This window comes from Streptomyces fulvoviolaceus (genome assembly GCF_000718165.1).
In the GTDB taxonomy this organism is placed as follows: Bacteria; Actinomycetota; Actinomycetes; order Streptomycetales; family Streptomycetaceae; genus Streptomyces; species Streptomyces fulvoviolaceus.
In genome coordinates this window covers 49764-75486 of sequence record NZ_JOEY01000041.1, presented here as the reverse complement: position 1 = coordinate 75486, position 25723 = coordinate 49764, and the positions used below count along the sequence as shown (strand labels likewise).

Genomic DNA, 25723 nt, shown 5'->3' with positions numbered 1-25723 from the left:
CGTCAGCCGACGGGTGCGAGCTCCCGCTCGGCTGCGGCGGGCCCGGTGCTCTTCGCCCGCGCCTTGAGCGCGTTGCCGAGCAGTACGGCGCCCAGGCTCAGCGCCGCCCACCAGGTGAGCGTCAGGACGGGACCGGTCGCCGCCGCGCCGTCGAAGTAGGCCACCGAGCGCAGCAGGGTCGCGCTCGCGCCCGGCGGCAGCCACTGGCCGATCGTGCCGACCGGCTCGGGCAGCATCTGCGGCGCGGAGGTCGCCCCGGAGAACGGGTTGCCGAACAGCATGATGACGCCCGAGGCGATCCCGACGCCGGCCGCGCCGACCAGGGCGGCGAGACCGGCGACGGCGCCGCTCACCGCCAGCGTCGCCAGGCCGAACACCCCGGCCTCCGCCCACCAGTCGCCCGCGATGACCCCGAGCCAACTGTCCGCGATGCCGGCCGCGGCCACGCCGACCAGTGCGGAGGCGCCGACCAGGGCGACCACGGCACGCGTCCCGCGCAGCCCGGCCAGCGTCACCACCGCGCCCGCCGCGATCCCGGCCAGGGCCAGCGGCAGAACGCTGGCGTTCAAGGTGGCTCCGCGCGGGTCCGCCTTCGGGGCGGCGACGACGTCGACCGTCCTGACCTGTGTGCCCTCGGCGGCCGCCCGCTCGGCCACCGCAGCCTGCAGCAGCTGGGCGACGACCGGGCTCGCGGCGGACGCGGTCAGCAGCTCGGGACCCTGGGCGGTGACGACGACCGCGCCGTATACGGTCCGGTCCTCGATGGCGGCCCGGGCGGCGGCCTCGTCCGCGTAGTGGTGGATCTCGAACGCGCCCTCCCGCTGCGTCAGCTGCTTCTCCGCCTGGGCCGTCGCGGCGGCGGGTCCGGCCACGCCGAGCGGCAGGTCGCGGGGCGCGCTGCGGGCGGCGGGCCAGGCGAAGGCCCAGAGAGCGAGCGCCGCGAGGACCGGGACGAGGACGACGACCGCGATCATGCGGCGGGCGTTCCCGGTGGGGGCTGCGGAGGCGGTGGACATTGCGGGTCCCTTCCGGGTTGGCAACCAAAAAGAAGGATCGTTCGTTTTACGGTGCTCCCACCGTCCTGCGACCCGTGCGCCTTGTCAAGAAGGAATGTTCGTTTTACTTTGTGGGTCATGGCACGCGTATCCCAGGCCCACCTCGACGCCCGCCGCCGGCAGATCCTCGACGCCGCCGCGCTCTGCTTCGCCCGCAACGGCTTCCACGCCACGTCGATGCAGGACGTGCTGAAGGAGGCCGACCTCTCGGCAGGGGCGGTGTACCGCTACTTCAGCGGCAAGGAGGAGCTGATCGCCGCGATCGTCCAGGAGGTGCTCGGAGAGGTGCGCGCGGCCTTCGAGGCGGCGGCCCTGCAGAGCCCGCCCCCGCCGCCCGACAGCCTCGTGGCCGGCGTCCTGAGCCGGACCCTCGCCCTGCGGGGGAACCTCACCCTCGACGGCGTTCCCGCCTTCCCGCGGCTGGTCGTCCAGGTGTGGTCGGAGATCCCGCGCAACCCGGTGCTGGCGGCGGTCCTGGCCGAGGGATACGGCAACGTGCGCGCGGCGTGGGGGCGGATCGTCGAGGGATACCAGGATGCCGGGATGATGCGGGCGGACATCGTCCCGGACCATGTGGCCCGCACGATGATCGCCGCCGTGCTGGGCTTCCTCGCGCAGCAGTCCCTCTTCGGGCCCGCCCCGGTCGAGATCCTCCAGGACGGTCTACGGGCGTTGATGAGCATGCAGGACACGCGCACCGGGGCCTGAAAGCATCACAGCTCGGTTAACTTGCTTGAAACTCGGTCCAACTAGCCTGCCGATCCACGCCACCAGGGACTTTGCCCCGGGGCTGCGGCAACCGGACCCCGCACGGTCCGGAGCGAGGACTGTGAGGTGGGACGTGCAACTGACCCCGCACGAGCAAGAGAGGCTGCTGATCCATGTGGCGGCCGACGTGGCCGAGAAGCGCCGGGCCCGTGGGCTCAAGCTGAACCACCCCGAGGCGGTCGCCCTCATCACGTCGCACATCCTCGAGGGCGCGCGTGACGGCCGTACCGTCGCCGAGCTCATGGCCTCCGGGCGCAAGCTGCTCACGCGGGACGACGTCATGGAGGGCATCCCCGAGATGATCCACGACGTCCAGGTCGAGGCGACCTTCCCGGACGGCACCAAGCTCGTCACCGTCCACGACCCGATCGTCTGAGGGGGCCGTCGATGATTCCCGGAGAGATCCTGTTCGGCGACGGGCCGATTGCCTACAACGAGGGCCGTGAGGTCACCCGGCTGACCGTCCTCAACGCCGCCGACCGGCCCGTCCAGGTCGGCTCCCACTACCACTTCGCCGAGGCCAACCCCGGCCTGGAGTTCGACCGTGCCGCCGCGCGCGGCAAGCGGCTGAACGTCGCCGCCGGCACCGCCGTGCGCTTCGAGCCCGGGATCCCCGTCGACGTCGAACTCGTCCCCCTCGCCGGCGCCCGTGTCGTGCCCGGTCTGCGTGGGGAGACCGGAGGTGCCCTCGATGCCTGAGATCTCGCGTGCCGCGTACGCCGACCTGTTCGGCCCGACGACCGGCGACCGCATCCGGCTCGCCGACACCGACCTGATCGTCGAGATCGAGGAGGATCGTTCCGGCGGGCCCGGACTCGCCGGTGACGAGGCCGTGTTCGGCGGGGGCAAGGTCATCCGCGAGTCCATGGGCCAGGCCCGTGCTACGCGCGCAGACGGCACCCCGGACACGATCATCACGGGCGCGGTCATCATCGACCACTGGGGGATCGTCAAGGCCGACGTCGGCATACGCGACGGCCGGATCACCGCCATCGGCAAGGCAGGCAACCCCGACACGATGGACGGGGTGCACCCGGACCTCGTCATCGGCCCCGAGACGGAGGTCATCGCCGGCAACGGGCGGATCCTGACCGCCGGTGCCGTCGACGCGCACGTCCACTTCATCTGCCCGCAGATCGCCGACGAGGCGCTGTCCGCCGGTGTCACCACCCTGGTCGGCGGCGGCACCGGACCGGCCGAGGGCTCGAAGGCGACCACTGTGACGCCCGGCCCCTGGCACCTGGCCCGGATGCTGGAGGCGATGGAGCAGTACCCGCTCAACATCGGCTTCCTCGGCAAGGGCAACACGGTCTCCCACGAGGCGATGCTGTCCCAGATCCGTGGGGGAGCCCTGGGGCTGAAGCTCCACGAGGACTGGGGGTCGACCCCGGCTGTCATCGACGCCTCGCTGACCGTCGCCGACCGCACGGGTATCCAGGTCGCCATCCACACGGACACGCTGAACGAGGCCGGGTTCGTCGGTGACACGCTCGCCGCGATCGCCGGACGGGGCATCCACGCGTACCACACCGAGGGTGCGGGCGGCGGGCACGCGCCGGACATCATGACCGTGGTCTCCGAGCCGCACGTGCTGCCGAGCTCCACCAACCCGACCCGGCCGTACACCGTCAACACCGCCGAGGAACACCTCGACATGCTGATGGTGTGCCACCACCTGAACCCGGCGGTGCCGGAGGACCTGGCCTTCGCCGAGTCCCGGATCCGGCCGTCGACGATCGGTGCGGAGGACATACTCCACGACCTGGGCGCGATCTCGATCATCTCGTCCGACGCCCAGGCCATGGGCCGGGTCGGCGAGGTCATCCTGCGGACCTGGCAGACCGCGCACGTGATGAAGCGGCGGCGGGGAGCGCTGCCCGGTGACGGGCGTGCGGACAACCGGCGGGTGCGGCGGTACGTCGCCAAGTACACGATCAATCCGGCTCTTGCCCAGGGTCTGGCTCAGGAAATCGGGTCCGTGGAGACCGGCAAGCTCGCCGACCTGGTGCTGTGGGAGCCGGCGTTCTTCGGGGTCAAGCCGCATCTCGTCATCAAGGGCGGGCAGATCGCGTACGCGCAGATGGGCGACGCGAACGCGTCGATCCCGACGCCGCAGCCGATCCTGCCGCGGCCGATGTACGGGGCGATCGGGCGGGCGCCTGCCTCCAACTCCTTCAACTTCGTGGCGCCGCTCGCCATCGAGGACGGGCTGCCCGAGCGGCTCCAGCTGGGGAAGCGCTTCGTCGCCATCGAGTCCACGCGCGGGGTCACCAAGGCCGACATGCGGGAGAACGACGCGCGGCCCGAGGTGCGGGTCGATCCGGACAGCTTCGCCGTGCACATCGACGGGGAGCTCGTCGAAGCGACGCCTGCGGCCGAACTGCCCATGGCCCAGCGGTACTTCCTCTTCTGATGGCGTGGTGCTGATGTCGCGGGCTGCACTTCTCGTTCTGGCCGACGGTCGGTTTCCCGCCGGAGGGCACGCGCACTCCGGCGGGGCCGAGGCGGCCGTGAAGGCGGGGCGGATCACCGGGGCCGCGAGTCTGGAGGACTTCTGCCGGGGGCGGCTGCACACGGCGGGGCGGGTCGCCGCCGCGCTGGCCGCGGCGGCGGCGCTCGGCGTGGATCCGGTGGAGCTGGACGCGGCTGCGGATGCGCGGACGCCGTCGCCCGCATTGCGGGTTGCCGCACGGAAGCTCGGGCGGCAGTTGATGCGGGCCGCCCGGGCGACCTGGCCCTCGGGGGAACTCGACGCCCTGGCACGGGAGTTTCCCAAGGGGGCGCATCAGCCGGTGGTGCTCGGCCTTGCTGCTCGGGCGGCCGGGCTGGGGGCCGAGGACGCGGCTCACTGCGCGGCGTACGAGAGTGTCAGTGGGCCTGCGAGTGCGACGGTGCGGTTGCTGAGCCTCGACCCCTTCGACGCCACGGCCGTACTGGCTCGGCTGGCGCCAGAGCTCGATCGCGTCGCGGATCAGGCGGTGGAGGCGGCTCGGGAGGTGGTCGACACAGGGGTCGATGCGCTGCCTGCGGCTTCGGCTCCGCTGTTGGAGATCTCTGCCGAGGTGCATGCGGCCTGGCCCGTGCGTCTCTTCGCGTCCTAGGAGCCCGCGGCGGAGCCGCTGATGGATACAGTCGCCCCCGCCGCCCCTTCCCTTCCCGTCCCTGGGGGCTGCCGCCCCCAGACCCCCGCTTCGGCCCGAAGGGCCTCGTCCTCAAACGCCGGACGGGCTGAATACATGGAGCCGTTTCTTATGCATCTTGACCACTCCCACGAGGGCGCATCCGCCGTCAGCGCCGACGCCCGGCGTCCCGACGGCTCGCGTCGTGCCCTGCGTATCGGGCTCGGCGGGCCCGTCGGGTCCGGGAAGACCGCGACCGTTGCCGCGCTGTGTCAGGCGCTGCGCGATGAGCTGTCCCTCGCTGTCGTGACCAACGACATCTACACCCGCGAGGACGCCGAGTTCCTGCTGCGGGAGGCCGTGTTGCCGCCCGAGCGGATCACGGCCGTGGAGACCGGGGCCTGCCCGCACACCGCGATCCGGGACGACATCTCCGCCAACCTCGAGGCGGTCGAGGATCTGGAGGACGAGGTCGGGCCGCTGGATCTGATTCTCGTCGAGTCCGGTGGTGACAATCTCACCGCCACCTTCTCCAAGGGGCTCGTCGACGCGCAGATCTTCGTGATCGACGTGGCCGGTGGGGACGACATTCCGCGCAAGGGCGGGCCGGGGGTCACCACGGCCGACCTGCTCGTCGTCAACAAGACCGACCTCGCGCCGTACGTCGGTTCCGACCTGGCACGGATGGCGGCCGACGCGAAGGCTCAGCGGGCCGAACTGCCGGTTGTGTTCCAGTCGCTCAGGAGCGGGACCGGCGTCGCGGACGTCGCCGGCTGGGTGCGGGCGCAGCACGCCGCGTGGACGGCGTGATCGTGAGCGGGGTGCGGGCCACCGCTCGGATCGTGGCTCGCGAGGACGGACGTGGCGGTACGGCGCTGCCCGTTCTGGAGGGTGACGGGCCGCTGGCCCTGCGGCGGACCCGGGGGAGTGGCAGCGAGGCGCGGGTGATGCTCGTCGGCGCGATGAGCGGGCCGCTCGGCGGTGACCACTTCACCGTCGAAACGGACGTGCAGGCCGGTGCCCGGCTGCGTGTCGGGTCGGCCGCCGCCACCATCGCTCTGCCGGGACAGGCCAAGGGCGAGGCCCGTTACGACGTGCGGCTCACCGTCGCCGACGGGGCCGAACTGCACTGGCTGCCCGAGCAGTTGATCTCCGCGGGTGGCAGTGAACTGTGTGTGACCACGCACGTCGACCTGGGGGCCACCTCCCGGCTCGTCCTGCGTGAGGAGCAGGTGCTCGGGCGGGTGCGCGAGGAGCCCGGGCGGCTGAGCAGTCGGCTTGTGGTGCGTGTTGCGGGGAGGACCCTGCTCGACCAGGAGCTGGCCTGCGGGCCCGGGGCACCGGGCGGCTGGGACGGTCCGGCCGTGCTCGCGGGGCATCGGGCCGTCGGTCAGGTCATCGTCGTACGCCCGGAGTTCGTGGCGGAGCCGGTGGCGGCGCAGGTGCTGGGGGAGGGCGCCGCGGTCATGCCCCTCGCCGGGCCGGCCGTACTCGTCACCGCGGTGGCCGCGGACGCGCTGCTCTTGCGCCGGGTGCTGGACGAGGCATTGGAGTCCCTCGGGCCGTAGTCCGCCGAGCGAACGACCCTTTCCGTTTATCGGATTGGCAAAGAAGGTCAACGCCCCCTGTTCTCAGGGAGCTCACAGCCACGAGGATCCCCGTACCAATCGGAACTACGTACGGGGAGGTCCCCCTTGAGGGATACGAGACCGAAGTGGCGTGCAACGGCACTCGGTTCGGCCGGAGTGCTCGTCACGGCGACGCTGATAGCCGGCGCCGTCGCGGCGCCCTCGGCCAGTGCGAGCGCGAGCGTGGCCGCCCGGCACGGGCAGGACCGCGAGGCGGTCGGCGCCGCGACAGCCGCCGCACGCGCCGCGAAGGCGGGCATCGACTGGCAGGACTGTCCGGCCGACTGGGGTCTGGAGAAGCCGATCCAGTGCGGCTATGTCACCGTGCCGCTCAACTACGCGAAGCCGTACGGCAAGCAGATCAAGCTCGCCGTCGACCGCATCGGCAACACCGGGACCAAGGAGGAGCGCCAGGGCGCGCTCATCTACAACCCCGGCGGACCGGGCGGCTCCGGTCTGCGCTTCCCGCGCCGCGTCACGACCAAGGCGCCGGTGTGGGTCAACACGTCCAAGGCGTACGACTTCGTGGGCTTCGACCCGCGCGGTGTCGGCCACTCCGCGCCCATCTCCTGCGTCGACCCGCAGGAGTTCGTGAAGGCGCCCAAGGCCGACCCGGTGCCCGACTCCGAGGCCGACAAGCTGGCCCAGCGCAAGCTGGCCCGTGAGTACGCCGAGGGCTGCTACGAGCGCAGCGGCGAGATGCTGCCGTACATGACCACGCCGAACACCGCGCGCGACCTGGACGTCATCCGCGCCGCGCTCGGCGAGAAGAAGCTCAACTACCTCGGCGTCTCCTACGGCACCTACCTCGGCGCCGTCTACGGCACGCTCTTCCCGGGGCACGTCCGACGCATGGTCGTCGACAGTGTCGTCAACCCGTCCCGGGAGAAGATCTGGTACGAGGCCAACCTCGACCAGGACGTCGCCTTCGAGGGCCGCTGGAAGGACTGGGAGGACTGGGTCGCCGCCAACGACGCCGTCTTCCACCTCGGCACGACGCGTGACGCCGTGCAGGCGAAGTGGCTCGAACTGCGCGCCACCGCCAAGAAGAACCCCATCGGCGGGGTCGTCGGCCCGGCCGAGCTGATCGGCTTCTTCCAGGGCGCGCCGTACTACGACTCCTCCTGGATCCCGGTCGCCACCGTGTTCAGCAAGTACGTCGCCGGCGACACCCAGGCGCTCGTCGACGCGGCCGCCCCCGACCTGTCCGACACCGCGGGCAACATCGCCTCGGAGAACGGCAACGCCGTCTACACGGCCGTCGAGTGCACCGACGCCAAGTGGCCCACCAGCTGGAAGAAGTGGGACCGGGACAACACCCGCCTGCACCAGGACTACCCCTTCCTGACCTGGGCCAACGCCTGGATGAACCTGCCCTGCGCCACCTGGCCGGTCAAGCAGCAGACCCCCGTGAACGTCAAGACGGGCACGGGTCTGCCGGGCGTGCTGATCGTGCAGTCCGAGCGTGACGCCGCCACGCCGTACGGAGGCGCCGTCGAACTGCACAAGCGCTTCAAGGGCTCCCGCCTGATCACCGAGAAGGACGCGGGCTCCCACGGCGTGACCAGCCTGGTCAACCCGTGCATCAACCAGCGGGTGGACACCTACCTGCTCACCGGCAAGCTGGACGCCACCGACGTGACGTGCGCGCCGCACGCCACGCCGCAGCCGTAAGGCGCGAGTCGTACGACGGAGAAGGGGGCGGCCGCAGCCAACGGCCGCCCCTTTCCTGTGAGTTGAGGCTCACGCGCTGAGGAACGCGTCCTCCGCCGCATAGTCGAAGAGGTCGCCGTACGCCTCGAACATCTCCGGGTACGCCTCCCGCCAGTCCCGTCCGGCCAGCCGCCCCTCGATCCAGGCGACGGTCTCCGGCAGCGACTCCGCGTACCGGACCACCGGGCGGTACCCCAACTCCCGCTCTGCGGCGGCCATGTCGCACACCACCGGCACCGGCACCGACCACGGCGTGTCACCCACGACCGGTGAGGGCGGCGGACCGTCCAGCAGCACGCTCTCGGTCTCGACCCCCATCACGGCGTCGATCGCGCCGGCGATCTCCGCCACCGTCGGAGCCTCCGGATCGACGGCGTTGAGGGCCCGGGTGCCGGGCTGCGCGGCCGCCAGCCGGATCAACTCCGCGATGTTGTGCACGCTCGCCGGGTGGAAACGGCTCTCGCCGCCGAACGCGAGGATGCGCCGGGGCCGGCCGTCCAGGTTGCGCTTGACGAAGTACAGCTCGCGCGGGGTCAGGCAGTGCGGCCCGTGGATCGCGCCGGCCCGCAGGAGAGTGGTCGGCAACTCCGCGCCCAGGGCGAGGAGTTCGCGCTCGAGTACGGCCTTGCGGGTGCTGTACGACGCCTCGCCCGGCGGGATCGTCCGCTGGTCCTCCGTGATCGGCACCGGGTACTCGGGGAAACCGTTCGGCTCGCTCTGCGTGTCGAAGTTCCGGCCCTTGTCGTCCTCGTACACCGAAAGGCTGGAGATCACCACGGCCGAGCCGAGGCGGTCGGCGAGCGAGCCCAACTGCCGTGCGTGCGACGCCCCGTAGGCCACCATGTCCACCAGCACGTCACAGCCGTCCCCGACCAGGCCGGCCAGCGCCCCGTCGTCCTCCCGGTCGGCCGCCGCGACCCGCACGTCCTCGGGCCAGCCCTCGTCCCGTCCGCCGCCGCGCGAGACGGCGGTCACCTCCCACCCGTCCCGGGCCAGCGCACCCACGGCCGCCCGTCCGATCTGTCCCGTCGCTCCGACCACCACAGCACGTCTCATGCGACGACGCTAAGCCGCGAGAGCGGTCCGGCGCAGGCCGCTCTGCCGAAAGCAGAGCCCGGAAGCAGAGCTCAACTCAGCGGCATCCGGGGGAGCTTGCGTGCCTTCTCCTTGCGCGCGGCGGCCTCGGCCGCCTTGGCCACGGCCGCGTACTCGTCGACGTACTCCTGCTCGGAGAGCATCAGAATGGCGTACATGAGCTCGTCGGTGATGGCGCGCAGGATCGCCTTCTCGTTCTCCATGCCGGCATAGCGGGAGAAGTCGAGGGGCTTGCCGAAGCGGATCACCACGGGGTGGATGTTCGGGATCTTCTTGCCCGGCGGCTGCGCCTCGAAGGTGCCGATCATCGCGCAGGGAATGACCGGGACCTGGGCCTTGAGCGCCATCACCGCGACGCCGACCTTGCCCTTGTAGAGCCGGCCGTCGTGGGAGCGCGTGCCCTCCGGATAGATGCCGAGGAGCTCGTCCTTGCGCAGCACCCCGAGCCCCTCGCGAATGGCGGCCTGACCCGCCTCCTTGCCGGAGCGGTCGACCGGGATCTGCCCGGCGCTGCGGAAGAAGAACGCCGTCAGCCGGCCCTTGAGGCCGGGCCCGGTGAAGTACTCGGCCTTCGCCAGGAAAGTGATGCGGCGCTTGAGGATCGCGGGCATCAGGAAGTGGTCCGAGAACGAGAGATGGTTGCCCGCCACGATGGCCGCGCCCGAGGCCGGTACGTGTTCGAGGCCTTCTATTCGAGGCCGGAAGACCAGTCTCAGCAGCGGCCCCAACAGCACGTATTTGAGCAGGTAGTAGAACAAGAGGGGGCGCTCCTCACTCTGGCGGATCGGCTCAACTGGGCGTTCTGGCAGGTCAACCGGCGTGCGGCGGGGGTGTCAGTGTAGGGGCAGCCGGTCCCCGCCGGAACCGGGCCCGGCAGCTCGGCGGGGGTCCGTGGCGCATTCCGGACGCCGACCCACAGGAGCCGTGCCCCTTCACAGGCGTACCACGATCAGTGCGGTGTCGTCGGTTGCACCTCCCGGGGGCAGCAACTCCAGCAGTACGGCGTCCGCCAGGGACTCGAGGTCCGCTCCGCGATGCCGGGCGAGGGAGCCGGCGAGCCGGGCCAGCCCGGTGTCGATGTCCTCGTGGCGCCGTTCGATCAGGCCGTCGGTGTAGAGCACGAGGGTGGCGCCGGGCGTGTACGTGGTCTCGGCCTGCGGTCTGGGGACCGGGACGGGACGGGCGTCGAGCGGTGGATCGGTGGCCTGGTCGAGGAACTCGACGCGGCCGTCGGGGTGGAGCAGGACGGGCGGCGGGTGCCCGGCGCTGCTGTAGGTGATGGTGTGGTGGTCGAAGTCGATGAAGGTGGTCACCGCGGTGCACGATTCGGCGCCGTCGACCACGTGGGAGTACCGCCCGAGGACCTCCAGCGCCTGGGCCGGGCCCTCGGCGACCCGGGAGGCGGCGCTGAGCGCGCTGCGCAGCTGGCCCATGACACCGGCGGCCTCCAGCCCGTGCCCGACCACGTCGCCGACGGACACGCCGATGCGGTCGCCGCCCACCAGGTCGATCAGGTCGTACCAGTCCCCGCAGACGTTCAGCGCGCCGAGCGCGGGCCGGTAGCGCACGGCCGTCTGGTGGTGTCCCACCTGACGGTGGGCGGGCAGCATCGCCTTCTGGAGGGCCAGGGCCACCTCGCGCTCACGGGCGTGGGCCCGGCGCAGCCGCTCGTTGAGCTCCTGGAGCTCGCGGGCGCGGGTGTACAGCTCGGCCTCCAGCACCTGGGTCCGGCCGTCGCCCCGGCCGCCGCGGGCCCGGATCAGCTCGGTGACCTCCTCGACCCGGTGCACCAGCAGCACCACCTCGCCGTCCGGTCCGAGCACCGGTGCGTTGCACGGGCTCCAGTAGCGTTCGTCCCACTCCCCGGGCCGCTCGACCGACTCGACGTCGTAGCGCTGCAGGGCCATGGCGTCGCGCTCGCCGGTGGCGAGGACGCGGCGCAGCGAGGCCTCCAGGTCGCGCATGCCGGTCGCGGTGGAGTCGTTGGGGTTGTCGGGGAAGACGTCGAACAGAAAGCGGGCGATGAGGTCCTGGCGCTTGCGCCCGGCCACGCGCAGGAACTCCTCGTTGGCGTCCGCGAACACCAGGTCGGGCGTGAGCAGGGCCACCATGCCGGGCAGGGCCTTGAACACCGCCGCGTAGTCGATCGCCGTATCCGTCATGGCTGCCGCCTCACCGCACCGCCGGGGTCACACCAGTTTCCCACGGTATGGACGAAGGGAGATCAATCCGGTGAATCCGCCAGGAACTGCTCCGCCCAGATGATCTTCCCCTCGGGGACGAACCGGGTGCCCCACCGCTGGGCGAACTGGGAGACCAGCAGCAGCCCGCGGCCGCCCTCGTCCGTGGTGCGGGGATGGCGCAGGTGCGGTGCGGTCGCGCCGCCGTCGAAGACCTCGCAGATCAGGTTCCGCTCCCTGATCAGGCGCAGCCGGATCGGTCCTACGGCGTGCCGGATCGCGTTGGTGACCAGCTCGCTGACGACCAGTTCCGTGGTGAAGGCGAACTCCTCCAGACCCCAGTCGGTCAGCTGCCGGGCGGCTCCCTTGCGGGCGTCGGCGACGACGGCCGGGTCCGGAGGCAGGTCCCAGTCCGCGACCTGTTCCGTACCGAGGAGCCTGGTGCGGGCCATCAGCAGGGCCACGTCGTCGTACGGGCGGGCCGGGACCAGCGCGTCCACCACGGCCCGGCAGCGCAGGTCGAGCGAGGCCGCGGACAGTTCCAGGGCCCGGCGCAGCCGGTCCCGGTCCGCGTCCAGGGCCCACTCCTCGCCGCGGGCCAGCAGTCCGTCGGTGTGCAACGCGAGCGTGCTGCCCTCCGCCAGGGCCAGCTCCACCGACTCGAAGGGCAGGCCGCCCACACCGAGCGGCGGCCCCTGCGGAAGGTCCACGAAGGCGACCGTGCCGTCGGGCAGCACGACGGCGGGCGCCGGGTGGCCCGCGGCGGCCATCGTGCACTGCCCGTCGACCGGGTCGTAGACGACGTACACGCAGCCGGACCCCACCGGCTGCGAGCTGTCGGCTCCCACGGCCCCTTCGGCGTCCGGCACGACGCCCTCCTCGCGGGCCGAGCGGGCGACCAGGTCGTCGAGGTGGCCGAGCACCTCCTCGGGCGGCAGATCCAGGGCTGCGAGCGTCCGTACGGCGGTTCGCAGCCGGCCCATGGCCGCCGCGGCGTTGATGCCGTGACCGGGCACCTCGCCCACCACGAGGGCGACGCGCGCGCCGGACAGCGGGATGAGGTCGTACCAGTCCCCGCCCAGGCCGGTCAGCTCGTCGGCGGGCCGGTAGCAGGCGGACACCTCCACGGCGTCCTGCTCGGGCAGCCGGTGGGGGAGCAGACTGCGCTGCAGGACCAGCGCGGCGTCGCGCTCACGGGTGTAGCGCCGGGCGTTGTCCACACAGACGGCCGCCCGTGAGACGAGGTCCTCGGCCAGGTTCAGGTCGCCCTCGTCGAACGGCTCCTGCCGATGGCGCCGGAAGAACGTGGTGACGCCCAGCGTGACGCCCCCGGCGCGGATCGGCACGATCATCACGCTGTGCAGGCCCAGCTCCAGGAAGGTGGCCCGCCGGCCGCCGGGGATGTCCGTGGCCCACTCCGCGGCCAGCGGGTCGAGGCGCTCCTCGCACCAGGGCCTGCCGGTGGTCAGGGCGCGGAGCGGGGGCGAGTCCGGCCGGTAGGCCGCCACGTTGCCGATGCCTACCACGGCCTCCGGGACGTTCTCGTTCACCGACTGGTGACCGGCCCGGCGCAGCGGCACCTGGTCCGTCTCGCTCGGCGGCCCCGCTGCGAGTTCCGCTCCCCGCAGCACCGAGTCCAGCAGGTCCACGGTGACGTAGTCGGCGAGGGCCGGCACGGCCACGTCGGCCAGTTCCTGCGCGGTCCGCTGGATGTCCAGGGTGCGGCCGATGTACTCGCCGGCCCGGTCGAGCAGGGCCAGCCGCTGCCGGGCGCGGTGCCGCTCGGTGATGTCCACGACGGTGTAGTACACGCCCATCGGGTGGCCCTGGTCGTCGTCGAGCCGGCTGAACGACAGCACGTGCGCCGTCTCCCGGAGCGGCGCGGACCGGACCTGGCCGACATGCTCGTACCCCACCACCGGCTCGCCGGTCGCCAGCACCCGGCGCATCTGCGCCTCGATCCCCTCGGTGTCGATACCCGGCTGGACGTCCGCCAGCCGCAGCCCCAGCCGCTGGCGCGGCGAACCGCCGCCGAACTTCGCCAGGGCGTCGTTCGACCAGACGAAACGGAGGTCGGTGTCCACGATCGCTATGCCGACCGGGGACTGGGCGACCATCTGCTCCAGCACCGGGCGGCTCATGTCCCAGCCGGGTGCTCCGGCCATCTCCGACAGCAGGACGAGCCATCGCGAGGGACCGGTGGGCTCGAGCGCCGAGGTGATCCGCACCATCACCCTCACCGGACGCCCGTCCCCCCGCCGGGCGGTCAGCAGTCCGGCCCAACCGCCGTCGGCACGGCACCGTTCGGCGAGCTCGGGCAGCCGCCGCGCGTCCTCGTCGGACAGCAGGACAGAGGCCTCCCTGCCCACCACCGCGGAGGCCGGATACGCCAGCAGCCGCTCGGCGTCACGGGTCCAGCTCGTCACCACCCCCCGCGCGTCGAGCAGCAGGGGCGCGGCATCGGCCACGTCGAACCGCTGCCGGGCAACGTCCTGCTCCTCGTGAGCGCCCACGGCCGACCTCTCTGTCGCTGAGAGTGGTCTACCACCTCTTGACCCCATCTTCACCCCGGACGGTGGTGCGGTGAGCGCCGAGGTGTCCTCGCCCCCGCCGCCCTTCCCGTCCCGTCCCCAGGGGGCTCCGCCCCCTGGACCCCCGCTCCTCAAACGCCGGAGGGGCTGATTTCAGCCCGTCCGGCGTTTGAGGACGAGGCCGTTCAGGCCGACAGCGGGGGTCTGGGGGCGGCAGCCCCCAGGGACGGGAATGGGAAGGGGCGGCGGGGGCGAAAACCCCAGGGCCTCACACCCTCCGAACCAGCACCTTCTCCAAGCTCCCCAGCGCCGCCCGCAACTCCTCCCCCGTAATGGTCAGCGGCGGCGCCAGCCGAATCGTCGACCCATGGGTGTCCTTCACCAGCACCCCCTCCTCCATCAGCCGCCCACTCACCGCACGCCCCGTACCGATCGCGGGATCGATGTCCACCCCCGCCCACAGCCCACGAGAGCGGAACCCGACGACACCCTTACCGACCAGCTCCGCCAGCCCGTCCCGCAGAAGGCCCCCCAACTCGGCCGCCCGACGCTGGAATTCACCGGTCTCCAGCAGCTCGACCACTGCCGTACCGACCGCCGCGGCCAGCGGATTCCCACCGAAAGTCGAACCGTGCTCACCCGGCCGCAGCACCCCCAGCACATCCCGCCGAGCCACCACCGCGGACACCGGCACGATGCCCCCACCCAGCGCCTTGCCCAGCAGCAGCACGTCCGGCACGACCCCCTCATGCTCGACGGCGAGCGTCCGACCCGTACGCCCGAGCCCCGACTGGATCTCGTCCGCGATGAACAGACACCCCTTGCGACGGGTCAGCTCGCGCACCCCGGCCAGGTAACCCTCGTCCGGGATGACGACCCCCGCCTCGCCCTGGATGGGCTCGAGCAGCACCGCCGCCGTCGTCTCGTCGACCGCCGCCTCCAGCGCGGCCAGGTCGTTGTACGGCACGATGCGGAAGCCCGGCGTGAACGGCCCGAACCCCGCCCGAGCCGTCTCGTCCGTGGAGAACGACACGATCGTCGTCGTACGCCCGTGGAAGTTCTCCGCCGCGACCACGATCGTCGCCTGGTCGGCCGGGACGCCCTTCACCTCGTACGCCCACTTACGGGCCACCTTGATGCCGCTCTCGACCGCCTCCGCGCCCGTGTTCATCGGCAGCACCATGTCCAGGCCCGTCAACTCGGCGAGCCGTTCGGCGAATTCGGCGAGCCTGTCGTTGTGGAAGGCGCGGGAGGTGAGGGTCAGGCGGTCCAGTTGGCGATGCGCGGCCTCGATCAGCGCGGGGTGCCGGTGGCCGAAGTTGAGGGCCGAGTACCCGGCCAGCATGTCGAGATAGCGGCGGCCCTCCACGTCCTCCACCCAGGTGCCCTCGGCACGGGCGACGACCACGGGCAGCGGGTGGTAGTTGTGCGCGAGGACCGGCTCCTCGGCGTGGATGAGGTCGGCGGAGGTACGAGTGCGTACGGGAGCGGTCATGGGCGGATCTCCTGAGTGCAGCACTTGATGCCGCCGCCGGCCTTCCGGAACTCGGACAGGTCGACGGGGACGGGGACATAGCCGTGCTCGCCGAGGCGGGCGGCGAGCGCCTCGGCCTGCGGCGCGATGAAGACATGGCGGCCGTCGGACACGGAGTTGAGGCCGAACGCCACCGCGTCGTCCCGGGTCGCGAGCACCGCGTCCGGGTACAGCCGGGCCAGCACCTCGCGGCTGCCCAGCGAGAACGCCTCCGGGAAATAGACGATGTTGGCGTCGTCCAGCACGAACAGCGCCGTGTCCAGGTGGTAGAAGTGCGGGTCCACCAGCGTCAGGCTGATCACCGGGTGACCGAAGAACTCCTGCACCTCGCGGTGCGCCTCCCGGGTCGTCCGGAACCCGGTGCCGGCCAGCACGTACCGGCCCGTCCAGACGAGATCGCCCTCGCCCTCGCAGACCGACTCGGGGCGGTGGACGTCGTAGCCCGCCGCCTTGAACCAGGTGTCGTAGTGCGTGGACTCGGGGCGGCGCTCGGGCGCGTGGAAGAGGGAGCCGAAGACGCGGCCGTCGACGACGACCGCCGAGTTCGCGGCGAAGACCATGTCCGGGAGACCGGGGACCGGCTCCAGGGTGTCGACGTCGTGGCCGTGCGTGCGGTAGGCGTCGATCAGCGCCTGCCACTGCTCCTGCGCCAGATCGACGTCGACGTGGGTGTCGGGATGCATCCAGGGATTGATCGCGTACTGCACGGCGAAGTGTCTGGGTTCGCAGACGAGGAAACGCCGTCGGCGCGGCACACGGGAGTCGGGCACAGAGGGGTTCCTCCGCTTCCTGTGGTGTCGACTGAGGGTTGACACCAAGGTAGGAAGTGACGGTCACGCCCGACAAGCAATGAGAATTGCGTGTCCGCGCAGGATTGCTGCGTCTTTCGCCGACTCAGCGCACGTCTGCTGCGTGCCCCGGCGTGGCCTCCGGCGCGGGCTGGCTGGCACCCGCCTCCGGGCTTTCCGGGATCAGATGGGACAGCACCATCACGCTGATCGTCTTCCGGATGAACGGCTCGATCCGGATCCGCTCCAGCACCTCCTCGAAGTGCTCGACGTCCCGTGCCCGTACGTGCAGCAGCGCGTCCGCCCCGCCGGTCACGGTCATCGCCGCGGTGATCTCGGGGTGGTTGCGGACGACCTCCGCGAGCCGCCGGGGCGGAGCCGCGCCCTCGCAGTACACCTCGACGTACGCCTCCGTACGCCAGCCCAGTGCCGCGGGCTGCACGGTGGCCGTGAACCCGGTGATCACGCCGGTGTCCCGCATCCGGTCCACACGCCGCTTGACCGCCGTCGCGGACAGCCCCACCACCGCGCCGATCTCGGCGAAGCTCGTCCTGGCGTTCGCCATCAACGCGGTGATGATCTTCCGGTCGGTCTCGTCGAACGGTGAGGGCGTGCTGCTCATGCGCGCACTGTATCCAGCCCGCAGTCGGCGCCCTACCCAGTGCGAACGTGCATACGGCCACGTGTCCAGTCGTACGAATTACTCCTACACTCCGGGTTCATGCTGCGCGCCCTGGCTGTCGACGACGAACGCCCCTCGCTGGAGGAACTGCTCTACCTCCTCAACGCCGATCCCCGGATCGGCAGTGCGGAGGGGGCCGGTGACGCCACCGAGGCGCTGCGCCGTATCAACCGCGCGCTGGAGTCGGGGCCGAACGGACCCGAGGCGATCGACGTCGTCTTCCTCGACATCAACATGCCCGGCCTCGACGGACTGGACATGGCCAGACTGCTCACCGGGTTCGCCAAGCCGCCGCTGGTCGTGTTCGTCACCGCCCACGAGGACTTCGCCGTCCAGGCCTTCGACCTGAAAGCCGTCGACTACGTGCTCAAGCCCGTCCGCAAGGAACGCCTCGCGGAGGCGATCCGCCGGGCCGCCGAACTCACCGACAACACCCCCCGTATACCCGTGCACGAACCCGACCCCGACCACATACCCGTCGAACTCGGCGGCGTGACCCGCTTCGTCTCCGTCGACGACATCACGCACGTCGAGGCCCAGGGCGACTACGCCCGCCTCCACACCGACAAGGGCAGCCACCTCGTACGGATCCCGCTGTCCACCCTGGAGGAGCGCTGGCGCTCCCGCGGCTTCGTCCGCATCCACCGCCGCCACCTGGTCGCCCTGCGCCACGTAGGCGAACTCCGGCTGGACGCGGGCACGGTGAGCGTCCTGGTCGGCGACGAGGAGCTGCAGGTCAGCCGCCGGCACGCGCGCGAACTGCGCGACCTGCTGATGAGGAGGCCGTGACGGTGCCGAACCAGGACCCCACCGAGCGCCGCGTCGTCGTCACCGGCCCGTCCCGCCGCAGCAGGCCGACCTCCGGCTACTACCGCCCACGCACCGAGATCGACGAGCAGACCACCCTCGGCCACACCTACGTCCGCTCCCTGATGCGCACCCAACTCCGCGCCGCCCTCGCGGTGTTCGCGTTCCTCGTCCTCCTCGTCGGCCCACTGCCGCTCCTCTTCGCGGCGATGCCCGACGCCCGCCGCCTGGAATGGGTGGTCCTCGGCTTCGGCCTCTACGTCCCGCTGGTGCTGCTCGCCCGCTGGTACGTGGGGCGCGCCGAGCGCAACGAACGGGACTTCGTGCGTCTGGTCGAGGACCGATGAACGGCGAGAACCGATGAACTCCAGCTTCGCCGTCCCGGCCGTCGCCCTGGTGGTCCTCGCGACCGTCTTCGTCGGCGCCTTCGGCCTGCGCATCTCCCGCACCACCTCCGACTTCTACGTCGCCTCCCGCACCGTCGGCCCCCGCCTCAACGCGGCCGCCATCAGCGGCGAGTACCTCTCCGCCGCCTCCTTCCTGGGCATCGCGGGGCTGGTCCTGGTCCAGGGCCCGGACATGCTCTGGTACCCGGTCGGCTACACGGCCGGCTATCTCGTCCTGCTCCTGTTCGTCGCCGCTCCGCTGCGCCGCTCCGGTGCCTACACGCTGCCCGACTTCGCCGAGGCCCGCCTCGCCTCCCAGGCGGTGCGGCGACTGGCGGGCGCCTTCGTCGTCGGGGTCGGCTGGCTGTACCTGCTGCCCCAACTCCAGGGCGCGGGGCTGACGTTGAGTGTGCTGACGGATGCGCCGCAGTGGCTCGGCGGGGTGATCGTCGCGGCCGTGGTGGTCGCCACCGTCGCCGCCGGCGGGATGCGCAGCATCACCTTCGTGCAGGCCTTCCAGTACTGGCTCAAACTCACCGCCCTGCTCGTCCCCGCCCTCTTCCTGATCCTCGCCTGGCAGAGCGACGGTGCCCCCCGCCACGCCTTCGAGGAACCGGTGACCTTCCGCGAGCAGCGCGTCGTCCGCGTCGACGACAGCCTCGACCTGAAGCTGGAGCGACCGCTGACCGTCACGGTGAGCGGCACGGTCGACGGCCGGCCGCACGACGACCAACGGCTCGAACTCCCCGCCGGCACCCACCACATCGAGCGGGGCACCCGGCTGACCTTCGCCAAGGGCGCCACCGTCCCGGCCGCCGAGCGCAGCAGCACCGGCGGCATGTCGACCTCCCTCGCCGCCGGCCGCGAGGAACGCCCGCTCTACGCGACGTACGGACTGATCCTCGCCACCTTCCTCGGCACCATGGGTCTGCCACACGTCGTCGTCCGCTTCTACACCAGCCCGCACGGCGTCGCCGCCCGCCGCACCACGGTCGCCGTGCTCGCCCTCATCGGCTGCTTCTACCTCCTGCCGCCCGTCTACGGCGCCCTCGGCAGGCTCTACGCCCCCGAACTCACCATCACCGGCGACGCGGACGCCGCCGTGCTGCTGCTGCCCGAGCGGATGATCGGCGGCCTCGGCGGCGACCTGCTCGGCGCACTGGTGGCGGGCGGGGCCTTCGCCGCGTTCCTCTCCACGGCCTCGGGGCTGACCATGGCCGTGGCGGGCGTGCTGACGCAGGACGTCCTGCCCTCGCGCGGCGTACGGCACTTCAGACTCGGCACCGTGCTGGCCATGGCCGTACCGCTGGCCGCGAGTGTCATCGTCGGCGGACTGCCGGTCGCGGACGCCGTCGGACTGGCCTTCGCCGTCTCCGCCTCCTCCTTCTGCCCGTTGCTGGTGCTCGGCATCTGGTGGCGGCGGCTGACCCCGCCGGGCGCGGCCGCCGGGATGCTGGTCGGCGGCGGCTCCGCGTTCGTGGCCGTGGCCGCCACCATGGCGGGCTTCCCGAGGACGGGCGCTCTGCACGCCCTGCTCGCCTGGCCGGCGCTCTGGTCGGTGCCGCTGGGCTTCCTCACCATGATGCTGGTGTCCCTGGCGACCGCGGGGCGCGTACCGGCGGGGACGGCGGCCATCCTGGCCCGCTTCCATCTGCCGGAGGAGCTGCGGGCGGAGGTGAAGGCATGAGCGGATTCCTGGCCGGGCTGTGCGTGGCGATCCTTCCGCTGCTGGCGGCGGGCTTCTGGCTCGGCAGGCGTACGGCGCGTCCGGAGAGCCTCGGCGGACTCGGCACGCCCGTCGAACACGCGACCTTCGAGACCCTGCACACGGCCTCTCTCGCCGCGCCTCCACTCAGGGCGGGCCTGACGGAGGAGACGGCCCGCAAGTCGGCCCGACGGCTGCGCACGCTGCTCGGCACGGACGCGCTGTGCCTGACCGACCAGAAGGAGGTCCTGGTCTGGGACGGCGTCGGCGGTCATCACCGCACCGAGATCATGGATCGCCTCGCCGGCCCCCTGGAGACCGGCCGTGGCGAGGCTTTCCGGCTGGAGTGCGACACCCCCGACTGCCCGGTGCGCTGGGCCGTCGTCGCCCCGCTCACCGTCGACGAACGCGTCCACGGCGCCCTGGTCGCCTGCGCACCCCGTGAGTCCGCCGTCCTGGTCCGGGCCGCCGGGGAGGTCGCTCGCTGGGTGAGCGTCCAGCTGGAGTTGGCGGACCTCGACCAGTCCCGCACCCGCCTCATCGAGGCCGAGATCAAGGCCTTGCGCGCCCAGATCTCCCCGCACTTCATCTTCAACTCGCTGGCGGTGATCGCCTCGTTCGTCCGCACCGACCCCGAGCGCGCCCGCGAACTGCTCCTGGAGTTCGCCGACTTCACCCGCTACTCGTTCCGCCGGCACGGCGACTTCACCACCCTCGCCGACGAACTCCACGCCATCGACCACTACCTGGCGCTGGTCCGCGCACGCTTCGGCGACCGCCTCTCCGTCACCCTGCAGATCGCCCCCGAGGTGCTGCCGGTCACCCTGCCCTTCCTCTGCCTCCAGCCGCTCGTCGAGAACGCCGTCAAGCACGGCCTGGAGGGCAAGGCGGTCGTGACAGGCAAGAGCCGCATCAGCATCACCGCACAGGACGCGGGTGCCGAGGCACTGGTCGTGATCGAGGACGACGGCGCGGGAATGGACCCCGCCGTGCTGCGCCGCATCCTCGCCGGTGAGGTCAGCCCGTCGGGCGGCATCGGCCTGTCCAACGTCGACGACCGGCTGCGCCAGGTCTACGGCGACGACTACGGCCTCGTCATCGAGACCGCCGTAGGAGCGGGCATGAAGATCACCGCCCGGCTGCCGAAGTACCAGCCGGGGGTGCACTCGGCGGGCCGCCTCACCGACCGGCCCTAGGCGTCATGTGCTGCGTGTGGCCACCATCCCGAGGGTGAGCAGTCCCAGCACGACCCAGCCGAACCACAGCCAGCCATTGCTGCCGAGCGCCACCGTGTAGGCCGTCACCGCGACGAGTCCGCCGACGGTGAGCACCCCCATCGCCTTGGTAGAACTGTCCGTAGAACCGGGCATCGCAACACCCTCCTCATGGTTCGTCCCCCTCCATGGTGCCCCCGTTCTGCCTCCGGACGGTGCACACGACGAAATGCGTGCCGTTCTTCCAGGGGCCGGCGCTCGTCCAGGAGCCCGCCGTGTAGACGGACGGATCGAAGCCGTAGTCGCCCGGGGGCACCTCACGGCCGCACGCCGTGTCCGACTCGGTGCGCGCCTCGGCGAGCGTGGCGTCCTCGTCCAGTTGGGTGAATCCGAGCACCTGCTCGTCGTACGAACCCTCGCAGGAGGCCAGCCGGGCGTCCCTGTTCGTGCGGACGTCCAGACAGTCCCGCCGCTGCATGGTCGCCGTGTCCGCGAAGCCCGAACCGAGCTTGCGGTGGGTGCCGAGCGGCCCGTACACCGGCCCGTTCCTGCCCAGCACCAGACAGGCCGTACGCCGTCCCGCGGCCTCGAACCCGCCGTCTCCGGGCGCGACGGCGAAGCTGTGCACATCCGCGAGCCGGTCCCGGATGTCCCGCGTCCGCTCCTCGCACAGGCCCGGCCCCAGCCGCCGCGCCTCGTCAGCCGACGCGGTCTCGACGAACGCCATGACCTGCCCGTCCGGTGCCCTGTCCACCCCGCAGGTGGGGTCCAGCGACAGCCGGGGCGTGCCCTCGAACCGGGTGCCGGGCCAGTCGGCGAGGACGCAGTCGCCGTCCTTGAGCGGCTTGGCGAGCCCGATCGTGTCGCCGTACGGCTGCTCCTCGCTCCCCTCCGTCTCCTCCGTCGACCGGTTGGCCATGGCGTACCAGACGCCACCCAGGGCGAGCACCAGCCCGAGACCGCAGGCGATGGCGGCCCGCAGGGCATGGGGGCGTTCGCGCCGCCGTCGACCGGGTGCGGGCGGCGCGGGCTGCGGCGGCGGCCCGAATCCGTGGGGAACCTGGGCCGGCCCGAATCCCTGCGGGCTCGGAGGCGGTGGCGCCTGCATCCCCGCCCAGGGCGGCTGCGATCCGATGTCCGTCTGTGTCCGGGCGTACGCCTCGGGCTGCGGCGTGATGATCCGCGACAGCGCGGCCTCCGCCTCCACCGCCGACAGCCGTTGCCCCGGATCCTTCGCGAGCAGCGCCTGTAAGACGGGCCCCAGGGCACCGGCGCGCACGGCGGGCCGCGGCTCCTCCATGACCACCGCGGTCACCTCGGCGAGGTGCGACGCGCGCTCGAAGGGGCTCAGGCCCTCGACGGAGTGGTACAGCGTGCAGCCCAGCGAGAACAGGTCGGCGGCCGGAGTGGGCGACCCGCCCGTGGCCCGCTCCGGGGCCAGATAGCCCGCCGTGCCCACCAGTACGGACGCCAGCGTGTACCGCGTCTCACCGGCGTCCGGCTGCACGGAGATGCCGTAGTCGGTGAGCAGGACGCGTCCGTACGGCGATCCGGTGCGGTCCGGCGCGAGCAGGATGTTCGCCGGCTTCACGTCCCGGTGCATGACGCCCCGGTCGTGCCCGGCGGTCAGTGCGTCCAGTACGGCGAGCCCGATGCGGGCGCACTCCGCGGGCGCGAGCGGGCCGCGCGTCTCGACGAGCTCCTTCAGGTCGATGGCGCCCGCCACGTACTCCATGACGATCCACGGCAGCCCCTCGTGCTCCAGCACGTCGTGCACGGTCACCACATGGGGGTGACCGCGCAGTCCGGCCGCGTGCCGGGCCTCCGCGCGGGCGCGGGCGACCCGGGGCTCCCGCTCGTGGTCCGCCTCGACCGCATCACGGAACACGATCTCCTTGAGCGCGACCTCGCAGGCGAGTCTCTGGTCGTGGGCGAGCCATACATGGCCCATGCCTCCGCTGCCGAGCTGGTTCAGCAGCAGGTAACGGCCGGCGATGACCCGGCCCACTCCCGACGTCGGTGATCCTGAAGGCATCCGGTGACTCCCGGGTTCTGCGGGGGCGCTACGTGGTGGCGCTGGTGCTCGGTTCGCCGGTCGCGGGTTCGCTGGTCGGCGGCGGCGCGCTGGTGGTGACCGGTTCGCTGGACGGAGGCGGACTCGTGACCTCCGGCGGTGTGCTGGTCACCTCCGGAGGAGGCGAGCTGGTCGTGGGATCGGTGCTGGGCGGTGAACTCGGTGGGTCCGGCTCCGAGCTGGACGGGCTGCTCGACTTCGGCGGCGACTCCGAGGTGGGCGCCGTACTCGACGAAGGCGGGGAGGACGAGGCCCCGGGCTTGGTGCTCGACGAGGACGGAGGCGTGGCAGGCGAGGGCGACGAGGGTGACGAGGGTGACGAGGACGACGACGAGGACGGTGGTGTAGTGGTCGTCGTCGGCCGCGAGGATCCCGACGGCGGCGGGGGAGTGGTCGTGGTCCCCCCTCCGGAGGTGGACGTACCTCCGGCCACGCTGAGCATCACGTACTGCCCGAATTCCAGCTCGGTCCCCGCCGGCGGATCGGTCGCCGTGACCTTGGCGCCGTCCGGCGGCAGCCCCTTCCCGTCGAAGCCGGCCGCCAGCCCCGCATCGGCGAGCTGCCGGCTGGCCTTCCCGAACGTCGTCCCGGCGAGGTTCGGCACCGCGCGCCGCTTACGGGTGTCGAAGGTGGAGTCGTCCTTGCCCGTCGTGCCGACCGGACGGTTGATGCCGCGGTCGGGATCCTGGACGTCGACGAGAGCGATCCGTGCCAGTGTCCGCGGAGCCGGTCGTACGGCCACCACGGAGGAACGCTCGTATCCCGTCCACTTCTTGTTGCCGTCCTCGAACTCGACGGAAATCCGGCTCGTGTCACCCTCGAAGGGCCGCAGTGGATTTCCACACGAACACTTCACAGCCGGAAGTCCCTGTTCGTCGACGAGAATCGCGATTCCCGCCTGGAGCAGGGAGTTGTACGGGACGGCCTTTTCCTTCTTGTAGTCGTGGTTCTTCACGAGAGTGTCGTGACGCAGCAGGACTGGTGTGAGTCGATCCAGGTATTCCGGGATCTCATCGGTGCCGATTTCCAGCACATCGGCCCACGCCTGTGCCTTCTTGTGATTCCTGGGATCGGTGAGGAATCGCTCGAGCTTGTCCACGTCGCAGATCGTCGGCTGCTTCGTGCCCCCGTACAGACCTGGCGTGTCACCCTGCTGCAGGCTGCCGCGCGCGGGCTGCGAGCGGATCGTGGCGTCCTTGCCGAGCCCGATGTTCTCGTCGAAGAACGGTGCGAGAGCGGGCACGCCCGCGGCGACCGCCTTGACCACCAGCAAGGGTGCGTTTCTGTCGCAGCCGCTCAGCGCGAGAACGAGAACAAGCAGACACGCAATCTTTTTCGTGAGCCTCTGCATAAATGCGCGAAGTGTCATCACCGCTCCCCCCGGCGGTTCCCCCAACGCGCTTCATGCTACTGAATGAAGAAGCCCTCAACGCCCGCGTGCGTTCAATGAGGCCAAATAGGCGTTGTATGCCTCGAGTTCCTTGTCACCGTCCCGGTCGGCGGCCCGGTCCGTGCGCTTGGCCTGCCGCTGTTCGGAGCGGTGCCACTGGAACAGCAGCGCGATCAGCACCAGCACGGACGGAATCTCGCTGAACGCCCAGGCGATGCCGCCGGCCGCGTTCTGGTCGGACAGCGCGTCGATGTGGAGCGAGGCGGGTGGGTTCCTGAACGTCTCCACCATCGGGGTCGACGCCATCATCAGCGCGATGCCGAAGAACGCGTGGAACGGCATGCCCGCGAACAGCTCCAGCATCCGCATCAGATACCCCGGCCGGTTCGGACCCGGATCCACGCCGATGATCGGCCAGAAGAACACCACCCCGACGGCGAGGAAGTGCACCATCATCGCGATGTGCCCCGTCTTGGAGCCCATCAGGAAGTCGAAGATCGGGGTGAAGTACAGCGCGTACAGGCTCGCGATGAACAGCGGGATGGTGAACGCGGGGTGGGTGATGATCCGCATGTAGTGGCTGTGCAGCAGCATCAGCAGCAGCTCACGCGGCCCCTTGCGGCCGCGCCCCGTCGCCGGCAGCGCGCGCAGCGCGAGCGTGACCGGGGCACCGAGCAGGATCAGGATCGGCGACAGCATGCTGATCACCATGTGCTGCACCATGTGCACGCTGAACATGACCATGCCGTAGTCGTTCAACCTGGTGCACATCATGAGCCCGATGGACAGCACCCCGAGGACGTACGAGACGGTCCGCCCCCACGACCACGAGTCCCCGCGCCGCCGCAGCCGCACGACCCCCCAGCCGTAGAGCCCCAGCCCCACCAGACAGGCGACGAGAAAGAACGGGTCCGCCGACCACTGAAGACCCCGTCCCAGCGTGAACGGCGGCAGATCCATGGTCATGCCGTGCCCGCCGTGATCCATTCTGTCGGCTCCTGATTCGTGGGGGGTTGTGCGATCTGTCCGCACACAGACTAGAACTGCCCCCGGT

At 71.3% G+C, this 25723-nt stretch carries 24 protein-coding genes; 12 read left to right on the top strand and 12 right to left on the bottom strand.

Annotation, left to right across the window (positions count from 1 at the left end):
• Positions 1-2: 2 nt before the first annotated feature.
• Positions 3-1016 carry a hypothetical protein gene (locus tag IG08_RS0136835; RefSeq protein WP_052425013.1) on the bottom strand — a complete coding sequence of 338 codons (1014 nt, stop codon included), beginning with the start codon at positions 1014-1016 and terminating at the stop codon, positions 3-5.
• Between the two features lie 117 nt (positions 1017-1133).
• Between IG08_RS0136835 and IG08_RS0136830 the strand changes: the two genes are divergently transcribed.
• The 8 genes from IG08_RS0136830 to IG08_RS0136795 all read left to right on the top strand — a co-directional run bounded on the left by IG08_RS0136830 (position 1134) and on the right by IG08_RS0136795 (position 8244).
• Positions 1134-1763 carry a TetR/AcrR family transcriptional regulator gene (locus IG08_RS0136830; RefSeq protein WP_030613158.1) on the top strand — a complete coding sequence of 210 codons (630 nt, stop codon included), beginning with the start codon at positions 1134-1136 and terminating at the stop codon, positions 1761-1763.
• A gap of 133 nt (positions 1764-1896) precedes the next feature.
• A complete protein-coding gene (locus IG08_RS0136825; RefSeq protein ID WP_010355509.1) occupies positions 1897-2199 on the top strand; it encodes an urease subunit gamma in 303 nt (100 codons plus the stop codon).
• A gap of 11 nt (positions 2200-2210) precedes the next feature.
• The gene (locus IG08_RS0136820; RefSeq protein ID WP_030613154.1) at positions 2211-2522 is read left to right on the top strand and encodes an urease subunit beta; all 312 of its coding nucleotides are present in this window, start codon (positions 2211-2213) and stop codon (positions 2520-2522) included.
• Positions 2515-4236 carry an urease subunit alpha gene (locus IG08_RS0136815; RefSeq protein WP_030613151.1) on the top strand — a complete coding sequence of 574 codons (1722 nt, stop codon included), beginning with the start codon at positions 2515-2517 and terminating at the stop codon, positions 4234-4236. Before IG08_RS0136820 ends, IG08_RS0136815 begins: the two co-directional genes overlap by 8 nt.
• Before the next feature lie 13 nt (positions 4237-4249).
• The gene (locus IG08_RS0136810; RefSeq protein ID WP_030613148.1) at positions 4250-4924 is read left to right on the top strand and encodes an urease accessory protein UreF; all 675 of its coding nucleotides are present in this window, start codon (positions 4250-4252) and stop codon (positions 4922-4924) included.
• Between the two features lie 150 nt (positions 4925-5074).
• The gene (gene ureG, locus IG08_RS0136805; protein ID WP_030613145.1) at positions 5075-5752 is read left to right on the top strand and encodes an urease accessory protein UreG; all 678 of its coding nucleotides are present in this window, start codon (positions 5075-5077) and stop codon (positions 5750-5752) included.
• Entirely contained in the window at positions 5740-6510 is a 771-nt protein-coding gene (locus IG08_RS0136800) for an urease accessory protein UreD (protein ID WP_030613142.1), read from the top strand. Before ureG ends, IG08_RS0136800 begins: the two co-directional genes overlap by 13 nt.
• Before the next feature lie 126 nt (positions 6511-6636).
• Positions 6637-8244 carry an alpha/beta hydrolase gene (locus IG08_RS0136795; RefSeq protein ID WP_030613139.1) on the top strand — a complete coding sequence of 536 codons (1608 nt, stop codon included), beginning with the start codon at positions 6637-6639 and terminating at the stop codon, positions 8242-8244.
• Between the two features lie 69 nt (positions 8245-8313).
• Here IG08_RS0136795 and IG08_RS0136790 read toward each other — a convergent pair whose 3' ends face one another.
• The 7 genes from IG08_RS0136790 to IG08_RS0136760 form a co-directional block, all read right to left on the bottom strand.
• Positions 8314-9339: an NAD-dependent epimerase/dehydratase family protein gene (locus tag IG08_RS0136790; RefSeq protein ID WP_106981098.1), complete on the bottom strand. Its 1026-nt coding sequence runs from the start codon at positions 9337-9339 to the stop codon at positions 8314-8316.
• A gap of 71 nt (positions 9340-9410) precedes the next feature.
• Entirely contained in the window at positions 9411-10136 is a 726-nt protein-coding gene (locus tag IG08_RS0136785; RefSeq protein ID WP_030613134.1) for a lysophospholipid acyltransferase family protein, read from the bottom strand.
• Between the two features lie 174 nt (positions 10137-10310).
• Entirely contained in the window at positions 10311-11540 is a 1230-nt protein-coding gene (locus IG08_RS0136780) for a PP2C family protein-serine/threonine phosphatase (protein ID WP_030613130.1), read from the bottom strand.
• Between the two features lie 62 nt (positions 11541-11602).
• Positions 11603-14071, bottom strand: coding sequence for a SpoIIE family protein phosphatase (locus tag IG08_RS0136775; RefSeq protein WP_030613127.1), 2469 nt, complete (start codon positions 14069-14071; stop codon positions 11603-11605).
• Between the two features lie 286 nt (positions 14072-14357).
• Complete coding sequence (rocD, locus tag IG08_RS0136770; protein WP_030613125.1) at positions 14358-15584, bottom strand: ornithine--oxo-acid transaminase; 1227 nt, start codon at positions 15582-15584, stop codon at positions 14358-14360.
• Positions 15581-16393, bottom strand: coding sequence for a dimethylargininase (gene ddaH / locus IG08_RS0136765; RefSeq protein ID WP_030613122.1), 813 nt, complete (start codon positions 16391-16393; stop codon positions 15581-15583). The genes rocD and ddaH overlap by 4 nt, the downstream gene beginning before the upstream one ends.
• Before the next feature lie 124 nt (positions 16394-16517).
• A complete protein-coding gene (locus tag IG08_RS0136760; protein ID WP_030613119.1) occupies positions 16518-17033 on the bottom strand; it encodes an Lrp/AsnC family transcriptional regulator in 516 nt (171 codons plus the stop codon).
• Between the two features lie 99 nt (positions 17034-17132).
• Here IG08_RS0136760 and IG08_RS0136755 point away from each other — a divergent pair, with 99 nt between their 5' ends.
• From IG08_RS0136755 to IG08_RS0136740, 4 genes are read left to right on the top strand one after another with little or no spacing between them, the layout of a single operon-like run.
• Positions 17133-17882 (top strand): LytR/AlgR family response regulator transcription factor, encoded by a 750-nt coding sequence (locus IG08_RS0136755; RefSeq protein WP_030613116.1) that lies wholly within the window; start codon positions 17133-17135, stop codon positions 17880-17882.
• Positions 17879-18247 (top strand): hypothetical protein, encoded by a 369-nt coding sequence (locus tag IG08_RS0136750; RefSeq protein ID WP_390898516.1) that lies wholly within the window; start codon positions 17879-17881, stop codon positions 18245-18247. Before IG08_RS0136755 ends, IG08_RS0136750 begins: the two co-directional genes overlap by 4 nt.
• 13 nt (positions 18248-18260) lie before the next feature.
• On the top strand, positions 18261-19973 hold the full coding sequence (locus IG08_RS0136745) for a sodium/solute symporter (protein WP_030613110.1): 1713 nt from the start codon (positions 18261-18263) through the stop codon (positions 19971-19973).
• A complete protein-coding gene (locus tag IG08_RS0136740; protein ID WP_030613107.1) occupies positions 19970-21187 on the top strand; it encodes a sensor histidine kinase in 1218 nt (405 codons plus the stop codon). The genes IG08_RS0136745 and IG08_RS0136740 overlap by 4 nt, the downstream gene beginning before the upstream one ends.
• Positions 21188-21190: 3 nt before the next feature.
• Here the strand turns inward: IG08_RS0136740 and IG08_RS59385 are convergent, their stop codons facing one another.
• The 4 genes from IG08_RS59385 to IG08_RS0136720 all read right to left on the bottom strand — a co-directional run bounded on the left by IG08_RS59385 (position 21191) and on the right by IG08_RS0136720 (position 25656).
• Positions 21191-21361, bottom strand: a complete 171-nt coding sequence (locus IG08_RS59385; protein ID WP_030613104.1) for a hypothetical protein — start codon at positions 21359-21361, stop codon at positions 21191-21193.
• 13 nt (positions 21362-21374) lie between these two features.
• The gene (locus tag IG08_RS0136730; protein WP_030613101.1) at positions 21375-23240 is read right to left on the bottom strand and encodes a serine/threonine-protein kinase; all 1866 of its coding nucleotides are present in this window, start codon (positions 23238-23240) and stop codon (positions 21375-21377) included.
• 28 nt (positions 23241-23268) lie between these two features.
• Positions 23269-24546 (bottom strand): DUF6777 domain-containing protein, encoded by a 1278-nt coding sequence (locus tag IG08_RS0136725; protein ID WP_338060174.1) that lies wholly within the window; start codon positions 24544-24546, stop codon positions 23269-23271.
• 159 nt (positions 24547-24705) lie between these two features.
• Positions 24706-25656: a cytochrome c oxidase assembly protein gene (locus IG08_RS0136720; RefSeq protein WP_030613095.1), complete on the bottom strand. Its 951-nt coding sequence runs from the start codon at positions 25654-25656 to the stop codon at positions 24706-24708.
• Between the last annotated feature and the right edge of the window lie 67 nt (positions 25657-25723).

Coding starts and splice junctions, on each gene's coding strand:
- IG08_RS0136760 (WP_030613119.1), bottom strand. CDS start 17,033: ATGAGCAGCACGCCCTCACCGTTCGACGAGACCGACCGGAAGATCATC.
- ureG (WP_030613145.1), top strand. CDS start 5,075: ATGCATCTTGACCACTCCCACGAGGGCGCATCCGCCGTCAGCGCCGAC.
- rocD (WP_030613125.1), bottom strand. CDS start 15,584: ATGACCGCTCCCGTACGCACTCGTACCTCCGCCGACCTCATCCACGCC.
- IG08_RS0136790 (WP_106981098.1), bottom strand. CDS start 9,339: ATGAGACGTGCTGTGGTGGTCGGAGCGACGGGACAGATCGGACGGGCG.
- IG08_RS0136755 (WP_030613116.1), top strand. CDS start 17,133: ATGCTGCGCGCCCTGGCTGTCGACGACGAACGCCCCTCGCTGGAGGAA.
- IG08_RS0136830 (WP_030613158.1), top strand. CDS start 1,134: ATGGCACGCGTATCCCAGGCCCACCTCGACGCCCGCCGCCGGCAGATC.
- IG08_RS0136720 (WP_030613095.1), bottom strand. CDS start 25,656: ATGGATCACGGCGGGCACGGCATGACCATGGATCTGCCGCCGTTCACG.
- IG08_RS0136730 (WP_030613101.1), bottom strand. CDS start 23,240: ATGCCTTCAGGATCACCGACGTCGGGAGTGGGCCGGGTCATCGCCGGC.
- IG08_RS0136745 (WP_030613110.1), top strand. CDS start 18,261: ATGAACTCCAGCTTCGCCGTCCCGGCCGTCGCCCTGGTGGTCCTCGCG.
- IG08_RS0136820 (WP_030613154.1), top strand. CDS start 2,211: ATGATTCCCGGAGAGATCCTGTTCGGCGACGGGCCGATTGCCTACAAC.
- IG08_RS59385 (WP_030613104.1), bottom strand. CDS start 21,361: ATGCCCGGTTCTACGGACAGTTCTACCAAGGCGATGGGGGTGCTCACC.
- IG08_RS0136815 (WP_030613151.1), top strand. CDS start 2,515: ATGCCTGAGATCTCGCGTGCCGCGTACGCCGACCTGTTCGGCCCGACG.
- IG08_RS0136835 (WP_052425013.1), bottom strand. CDS start 1,016: ATGTCCACCGCCTCCGCAGCCCCCACCGGGAACGCCCGCCGCATGATC.
- IG08_RS0136740 (WP_030613107.1), top strand. CDS start 19,970: ATGAGCGGATTCCTGGCCGGGCTGTGCGTGGCGATCCTTCCGCTGCTG.
- IG08_RS0136780 (WP_030613130.1), bottom strand. CDS start 11,540: ATGACGGATACGGCGATCGACTACGCGGCGGTGTTCAAGGCCCTGCCC.
- IG08_RS0136810 (WP_030613148.1), top strand. CDS start 4,250: ATGTCGCGGGCTGCACTTCTCGTTCTGGCCGACGGTCGGTTTCCCGCC.